We start from the raw sequence: 7,606 nt of genomic DNA, 5'->3' as shown, positions 1-7,606 counted from the left end.
TTCACTCCCAATATGATTTAGTCCAGTGTACACAAAAAACCTGAGCAATAGACTTTTTTAAGTGTCTACTACTCAGGGTACAGTTTATACACGGTACCGCCCTATCTCATAGCCAGACTGGTAAAGAAAAGAAAACTAAGAACAATACGGTCAAGACACCGACGACCGGACTGAGCGACCGATAGCCCTTCTTGAACAAGACGATCATCGTGTAGGCGATGAATCCGAGCCCGATGCCATCGACGATGGAATACGTGAACGGAATCATGATGATGACGAGAATCGCCGGGAAGGCATGCTCCCAATTGTCGAGCGGGAGATGCTTCACGTTCTGGAACATCATCATGCCGATGATGATCAACACCGGCGCGATTGCCGTCACCGGAATGATCGCGAACAGCGGCAACAACAAGAGCGAGACGACGTAAAGGCCTGATGTGACGAACGAGGCGATGCCGCCCCGAGCGCCGACCGAGATGCCGGCCGCGACTTCGACCGTCGAGACGGTCGGGCTCGAGCCGAACATGGCACCGGCCATCGTCGACAACCCTTGGGCGACGAGCCCTTTCGGTGCGTCCGCATCCTTGCCGATGGCGCGCGTCTGATTCTGGATCAGGCTGATGTTCTCAATCAGCAAGACGAGCGTCAATACGCCGACGGCGACAAGGAAGATCGGTGACGCCGACTCGGCGAACGAGACGTTTCCGAACACAGTGCCGAACGACTCGAAGAACGGCATGAGCGCGAACTCACCGGTCCAGTCGAGCGTGCCCATGACGGCGCTCAAGCCGACTCCGAACGCGATCGTCCATAAGAAACTGCTCGGTCCCATCTTCAAGAAGAGAAGGATGGCCACGAAGAGCGACAGGAATGCGACCTGTACCGGCCGTTCCCCGAGGTCTCCGATGTGAAGCAGTGCCCCGCCACCGCCCGAGACGATCCCCGCCGCCTCGAGTCCGATCAAGATAAGGAATAGGCCGAGCCCGACCGTCAATCCGTCATGAATGATCGGCGGGAACGCGTTTGCCAGTTTCCTCGCCACCTTCGTCACCGTCAACAGTACGACGAGCGCCCCTGAGACGAACGAGACGGCAAGCGCGCCTTGCCAGCTCAGTCCCATCTGCAGGACGAGCGTGTACGTGAACAGCGCGTTGATGCCCATCCCTGGTAACAGGAGCAGCGGCAAGTTGAACAGCCCTGCGATGAACGTTCCGATGATGCTTGTCAAAATCGCTCCGACGAGCGCTCCCTCGAACGGGAGTCCAGCTTGTGTCAAGATTGCCGCGTGAACGGCCGGGATGTATGCTGTCGCCAGAAAGTTCAGCACGCCCCCGTATGTTTCTGTTTTCCATTCTGTTTGTTTTGCCATAGGAATCAATCCTTTATTGGCACCCTCACCCACCCATGTGGTTATACACACGAGGTAAATTATATCCTGTCTGACCTCTGACATGCAAGACAATCTTGGTTCAAATCCATCTTTGGACCCAGTCATGAGACCCATTCGGACGAAAGGTTCATTTTATAAAACAAGAACAAACGTTCCTGTTTTTAGCATCTTTTTTGACAAGAATCTGCTATAATGAAGAGGCAGGTTAACGCAGCAATAGTGGGGTCAGCCGCCAAGTCCACAATGGAGGAAGGCGGTGGTGCGGATGGAACAACTATGGACCTGGGTCGGCGATTATGTGATCGTCCCGATCCTCGCTCCGATTATCGTTCACTTGGTGTTACACCAAACATCCGATCGTGCAACGTCTGAACGCACAAAAAAATGACCCCCTCGGCGCAATGAGATGGGTCACTTTCTGATTCACTAACCATTGTGGCGGCTGGGCCACTCTTAAAGTGGTAACCTGTACGCCAGAGGCCGGTGTGTCCAGCACCGGTCTCTTTCTACTTGCATCATACCATACTTGTTCCCATTTTTCAGCAACAGAAACGCGAAAACGGTGAAGTTGACGTGACGAATGATATCTGGGCGCCAAACATCGATCCGAGAGCAAGCTTCTTGATTGATTGTTCAACAGTTCGAGGCAGAGCAAAGCGCTTTGCCTTTTTTAGATTTCATTTATGACTCCTTTAAGAATTCTTTAAATCTGCCATCTACACTGAAGACAGTTCAAATTCTTAGGAGGTTTATTCCCATGTATAATCAGAATTATTCAGTTATGTTCACAATCGAATCAGGAGTCGTTCTCATCCCACTCGCCATCCTCGGACTCATCACGTTACTCGTCTGGTCGTTTCGCAAGAAACATGTAAAAGCCGCACAAACTATTTTGCTTCTATCATTCGGGATATACTTATTAGGTGTCCTTCACTTCGTGTTTTTCCCGATTGACGTCAATTTAGGAAAGTATGCGAACCAAGTACCATGGTGGAAAACGATTAATTTTATTCCGATTTTGACCATCGACTTGTATTCTTTTGTGCTGAATATCGTGATGCTCCTCCCGTTCGGCTGTTATCTTCCATTTTTGAAACCGTCGATCACGAAAAAAGAAGTACTTAAATTAGGATTTCAGTTTAGTCTGATCCTTGAACTGATTCAATTATTGGTGCGCACGACACTAGGCAGTGGACGAAGCACGGATGTGAATGATTTATTGGCAAATGCGTTCGGGGCGCTCTTAGGGTTCTTACTCGTTCGCTTCGTCGTCCAATACGCCCCGTTCCGACGTTTGTATCAGAATTTCCAACTTTAATTCGCGAGGGAGTTTCAAGCATGACAAAAATCTTGTTAGTGGATGATGATGTCCAAATCGCAGAACTGATTGATGTGTATGTAAAAAATGACGGGTATCACACGACGATGGCAACCGACGGGGAAATGGCGCTTGACTTGTTCAACCAAGAATCGTTTGACTTAATCATTTTAGATTGGATGATGCCTCGGATGGATGGGCTTGAATTTTGTAAGCGGGTGCGCCAGACGAGCCAAATTCCGATCTTAATGGTCAGTGCCAAAGTGGGTGATATGGATAAGATATTGGGATTGACGACGGGAGTCGATGACTACATCATCAAACCGTTCAATCCGCTCGAGTTGATGGCACGTATTAAAGCATTGCTGCGCCGTTCAAACTATAACCGACCAAGCGAGTCCTCAAGTGTACAAGCTGGCCCTTTCCTCATCGATCGAGCCAGCCACACCGTCATGATGCAAGAGCAGACGATTCGATTGACTGCACGTGAATTTGAGATTTTGTATTTACTGGCGAAACATAAAGGCCGGGTGTATAGCTCTGAAGAAATATTTGAGGCTGTCTGGCAAGAGCATGGCGTCGGGTCGAACCAGACGGTGATGGTTCATATCAGTAACATCCGCGAGAAATTACATGCCGTTGTGCCACATGAGGTCATCATTCATACGGTGTGGGGAGTGGGATATAAAATTGAGACATAATATATGGCGCGTCATAACGTTCATCCCGATGTGGAAACGTCTGCTGTATGTGGTGATTGCGTTTGGAGTCGCCACCCTGAGCGGTGTTCTGTTACTGCCTGCCGTCTGGTACTTTGAGGAGTCTTCACGATTTGTGGAGAGTCTGATCATCGTATTGTCGTATTTCCGGGAAGGTGTCATCCTCATGTTTTACAGTCTGATGGTCATCGTTTGTCTCGTGTTGATCTATCAATATGAGCGTAAACGGTATTTACAGGTTCACATTGAGCGGATGACTTCACTTGTCGAAGAACTCCATGCCAATCGTGATTTGGTTGAACCATCGGTCCCGCCAGAGCTAGAGCGGTTGATGGCGACCGTTCGCGCCATCTCGGACAGTGCGGCAAAAGCGGAGCAGGAATTGGTTCAAGCTGATCGTTTGAAGCACGAGCTCGTGACGAACGTCGCGCACGACTTACGCTCCCCGCTCACGTCGATCACGGGTTATCTTGACTTGATTCACAGCGACCGTTACCGGGACGAGGTGGAATTGCGTCATTACATCCAAGTCATTCATGAGAATGCGATCCATCTGAAAGGCTTGATTAACGATATCTTTGACTATACATTTCTACAAAACGACCAAATCGCGCTGCAAACAAGTGAGATCCGTCTCGATGAATTGCTCAATCAGCTCATCATGCAGTCGACGTTACGTCTCTCGGAAGTTGAAATGGAAGCTCGATTCAGTTCCTCAGCCAAGCGACCCATCGTTGAAGGTGATGCGTTGAAGCTCGTCCGTGTGTTTGAAAATATACTCGAGAATGCGATTCGTTACGGTCGTGACGGAACGTATATCGATACGTTCATTGAAGATACGGATGAAACGGTTCTTATCAACATGACGAATTACGGCGAGGAGGCCATCCCATCACGTGACATCCCATACGTGTTTGAACGATTTTTTAGAGTGGAAAAGTCACGCGCACATTACACCGGCGGATCAGGTCTCGGTCTCGCCATCGCCAAGTCCATCATCGATTTACATGAGGGCGAGATTCACGTGACGAGTCAGCCAAGAGAAACGACGTTCACAATCATTCTCCCAAAAGTCTCTTCCAATGCTGTTCATGAAAAATCATGGCCCGTGTGACCTACACGCGCCATGATTTTTGCATTCACACCAAACAGGATCAACTTCAAGCTTATGTCGGAGCGAGCCCTCAAGCCGATTAAAAAAGACGAGCCACTCGCAACACGCGAGTGGCTCGTCGATCACCTGACCGGGCTATCCGTTAGCCCGGTGTTTTCATATCTTCCTGTACCGTATAGCGGGAGAACCAGTTCAGCATGGCTTCTGCCTCTTGTTTCGGGATGTCCTCGATCATCTCATTCGATAGCAAGCCACCCCGTGTCGAGAACAGGACGTTACATACATCGAAACGGCGTTGGAGTGGCGTCTGTGTCACTTGGACCTGTTCGATCCGCGGCTTGTCCGTCAAGAATGAACTGACGTTGAAGGCCCCTGTCCGCAGCTCGATGAACTGACCGTTGCGAGCGTAGCGCGTCGTCATATAGCTCAATAGGCGACCGCCGATAATGATGGCCCACAGTAGGACGAGCCACCAGGCGTAATCGCGGAAGAAATACAAAACGACACCCGAGACGATGAGTCCGACCCAGCTGATGCGTAGCAGTTTGACCCAGAGCGAACGTTTTGGCAAGCGATGAAGCGTGTCAGACCAGACGAACTGGTCGAAGTGCTCGTTCAACACGGTCATCGCCCGCTCCCGTTTCACGAACGGGAGGATGGTTGACGATTCGTCTTTCAACTCGTCCATCGTCCCGGCCGCGACGAGTTCGACACCGACGATGTTGAACCAGCGCCGAATGAACGTCTCTTTGACCCGGACCGCTTGAATCTTCTCGTATGGGATCTCTTTAGCGGAACGGTTGAGCAGTCCTTTCTCAACGCGGATGCGGTCCCCGCGTCGTTCGAGCCGGAAGTTCCCGTATTTCAAGAAGTTGATGACCATGCCGATGACGACCGACAATATCAGGACCGTCAGGACGAGCAGGCCAATCGCGATAATCGACGCGTGGACGACCCAATCGCCGATTGTATCGAACGTCCCGTCGAGATTGATGAAGTCATCAATGGACGAGATGATTGTCGAGGCGACCGGGAAGATCGCGAACACCGACAATGATGTCAGCGAGGCGATGATGATCTCTCGGGTCGAGAGGGCGTACAACAAACGGCTCGCCGGTTTTTCAATCGCCACCGGTGTAGCTGTCGTGTCCGTCTCTCCTTCTACTGGTATGTCGGTCTCGGTCTTGCGATGACGGACCTGGTCAAGGATGTCCTCGAGCCGCTTCGCCTCGTTCGGGAAGACGCCGGCCAGTTTGAACGAGGCGTCGTCACTGTTCGCGTTCGTGTCGAACGTCAACTCGACGACCCCGAGCAACCGGTACAAGAACGGGCTGTTCGAATGGACGCTTTGAATCTTATACAGCGGAAGCGACTTCTCTTTCTTAATCCAATTGCCATCGATGATATATACCGTCTTCTCATCGAGCGCATAGCGGAAGTTGAGCCAGCCGAAGAACTTCTGCAGGACATCGAGCCCGAGGAAGAGCAGGATTCCGACCCGTAAGATGATGCCGAACGTGGACTCCCAATCGTTGTTGACGACGAACAATAACACGAGTGGGATGGCGAACGACTTGATGACCTCTAACACTCGAAGCATAAGGACGCGACTCGGCAGCCGATGCCACGTGAGGGCGGCTTCCGTCATACGACATCCTCCTCCTCGATGCGGGCGTAGACGGCGATCTGTTCACGAAGCGTCTTCGCGAACGACTCCTCGATTGCATAAATGTCGTGCGACCCGGCCGCCGTTCCAATCGTGATCGTCTGCAAGCCGTACTTTCGTAGCAGCGGGCCTTGCTGGGCGTGGACGTATTGTACTTTCGTCATCGGGATCAACACGTCGTTTGTCGTGATGACGCCATGATGCAAGCGAATCTCGAGTGGTTTCACATCATACGTGAACCGCTCTTGCTTCCATTTTTGGAAGACGACAATATCAATCACACTATAGATGAGGTCGATGGCGAGTAAGGCGTACATCGTATATTGCAGCCATGTCGGCCAGTCAAAATAAAGCGCGGCGGCGACGAGGCCACCTGTGATGACGAGCCCAATGAGATAAAAGATCGCGCTCGACAGTCGGAAGACGGTGCGTGCCTCGATTGGCAATGTGCCGCTGAATGATGTCGGTGTTGTTTCTATGTCTGACATTGGTGTTTCCCCCTATTCGTTCGGACGTTTGTCCTTCTCTCTCTTTAGTATACGCCGTTTTTCTGAAAAAGTTTCATTTCGACACGGGGAAAGTGGTGAGCTGTTCGTTGATTAGCTGAAACCGATGCGTATCCTCAGGCTCGACTTCCTCGACGATTGTGGTTAACGCTTCATGGGCAGAACGTTTCAACGCATCTGTGATTCGTCCGGTCAGTTTGATTGAAGCGAACGCGCTCGCGAGGATGACGACGTCACACACGAAACGATCTCCGTTCAACATCCAGTCGTCCGGCGTCGAGATGTCTTCCTCGAGCCAGTCAGACAGGACGGCATACGCCCCTTCCAGAAAATCGAAGTCCTGCTCTTTTCGAAGCGCTTCTCCGAACATGTCGAGGACGTCGGCCCCTTCATCGCTCCCGAACGGCGCGAACTCGTCCGTACAGTCTAAATAAAAGTCTTCCTGGAAATGTTGCATAAACGCCGGGTGGGCCGTCAACGGATGCGGGCCGATCTCTGGGTCATCTAAGTAAAGATGGTTGTCCCAGTCGTACTCGACCTCAACGTACCCTTTCTTTAGTTTTTGACGGACGAGTTTGTCGGCTTCTTTCTTACACTCTTCTGCCGTATCAAAAGACTTTAGTTGGACTTTACCGACCGTACCGAGCTTTCCATACTGGACGACGAACTCGTCTGTGCCGACGCGGATGTTCCAAAATTTTGTAGTGTGCAGTAAATGGACCTTCATTTGCCACTCCCCAATAATATTTATTATGTTTTCATTATACGGTGAATTAGCCAATCTGGTGATTCGCTTTTAAATGTATTATTTTTCAATTGTTAACATTTTTTTATTATAAAGGAATATATAAGTATACATTGAATTCCTTTAAGAAGACTAAGTTATCATAGAG

General features: G+C 50.5%; 8 protein-coding genes. 4 read left to right on the top strand and 4 right to left on the bottom strand.

The annotated features are described in order from the left end of the window. Positions 1-106: 106 nt before the first annotated feature. On the bottom strand, positions 107-1,369 hold the full coding sequence (locus tag KNP68_RS14500; RefSeq protein ID WP_029595471.1) for an NCS2 family permease: 1,263 nt from the start codon (positions 1,367-1,369) through the stop codon (positions 107-109). Positions 1,370-1,655: 286 nt separating this feature from the next. On the opposite strand from KNP68_RS14500, the gene KNP68_RS15260 reads away from it, so the two are divergent. The 4 genes from KNP68_RS15260 to KNP68_RS14485 all read left to right on the top strand — a co-directional run bounded on the left by KNP68_RS15260 (position 1,656) and on the right by KNP68_RS14485 (position 4,541). Further along, entirely contained in the window at positions 1,656-1,778 is a 123-nt protein-coding gene (locus tag KNP68_RS15260) for a hypothetical protein (RefSeq protein WP_255417482.1), read from the top strand. Positions 1,779-2,147: 369 nt separating this feature from the next. Then, positions 2,148-2,708, top strand: coding sequence for a VanZ family protein (locus KNP68_RS14495; RefSeq protein WP_214800027.1), 561 nt, complete (start codon positions 2,148-2,150; stop codon positions 2,706-2,708). Between the two features lie 20 nt (positions 2,709-2,728). Then, positions 2,729-3,409, top strand: a complete 681-nt coding sequence (locus KNP68_RS14490; RefSeq protein WP_021067428.1) for a response regulator transcription factor — start codon at positions 2,729-2,731, stop codon at positions 3,407-3,409. Then, positions 3,399-4,541, top strand: coding sequence for a sensor histidine kinase (locus KNP68_RS14485; RefSeq protein WP_251131524.1), 1,143 nt, complete (start codon positions 3,399-3,401; stop codon positions 4,539-4,541). Before KNP68_RS14490 ends, KNP68_RS14485 begins: the two co-directional genes overlap by 11 nt. 142 nt (positions 4,542-4,683) lie before the next feature. On the opposite strand, the gene KNP68_RS14480 is transcribed toward KNP68_RS14485, so the two are convergent. The 3 genes from KNP68_RS14480 to KNP68_RS14470 form a co-directional block, all read right to left on the bottom strand. Continuing rightward, a complete protein-coding gene (locus KNP68_RS14480) occupies positions 4,684-6,189 on the bottom strand; it encodes a PH domain-containing protein (protein WP_214800023.1) in 1,506 nt (501 codons plus the stop codon). After that, a complete protein-coding gene (locus KNP68_RS14475; protein WP_021067425.1) occupies positions 6,186-6,695 on the bottom strand; it encodes a PH domain-containing protein in 510 nt (169 codons plus the stop codon). The genes KNP68_RS14480 and KNP68_RS14475 overlap by 4 nt, the downstream gene beginning before the upstream one ends. A 73-nt stretch (positions 6,696-6,768) precedes the next feature. Continuing rightward, complete coding sequence (locus KNP68_RS14470; protein ID WP_131472719.1) at positions 6,769-7,440, bottom strand: WGR domain-containing protein; 672 nt, start codon at positions 7,438-7,440, stop codon at positions 6,769-6,771. Between the last annotated feature and the right edge of the window lie 166 nt (positions 7,441-7,606).

It is taken from the genome of Exiguobacterium sp. s50 (genome assembly GCF_018618175.1).
GTDB lineage: Bacteria > Bacillota > Bacilli > Exiguobacteriales > Exiguobacteriaceae > Exiguobacterium > Exiguobacterium chiriqhucha.
Note: the sequence above shows the minus strand (reverse complement) of the source record. Positions and strands in the feature narration are given on the sequence as shown.

Excerpts from the sequence above, each read along its gene's own strand:
- KNP68_RS14490 (WP_021067428.1), top strand. The coding sequence starts at position 2,729 with ATGACAAAAATCTTGTTAGTGGATGATGATGTCCAAATCGCAGAACTG.
- KNP68_RS14475 (WP_021067425.1), bottom strand. The coding sequence starts at position 6,695 with ATGTCAGACATAGAAACAACACCGACATCATTCAGCGGCACATTGCCA.
- KNP68_RS14495 (WP_214800027.1), top strand. The coding sequence starts at position 2,148 with ATGTATAATCAGAATTATTCAGTTATGTTCACAATCGAATCAGGAGTC.
- KNP68_RS14480 (WP_214800023.1), bottom strand. The coding sequence starts at position 6,189 with ATGACGGAAGCCGCCCTCACGTGGCATCGGCTGCCGAGTCGCGTCCTT.
- KNP68_RS14470 (WP_131472719.1), bottom strand. The coding sequence starts at position 7,440 with ATGAAGGTCCATTTACTGCACACTACAAAATTTTGGAACATCCGCGTC.
- KNP68_RS15260 (WP_255417482.1), top strand. The coding sequence starts at position 1,656 with ATGGAACAACTATGGACCTGGGTCGGCGATTATGTGATCGTCCCGATC.
- KNP68_RS14500 (WP_029595471.1), bottom strand. The coding sequence starts at position 1,369 with ATGGCAAAACAAACAGAATGGAAAACAGAAACATACGGGGGCGTGCTG.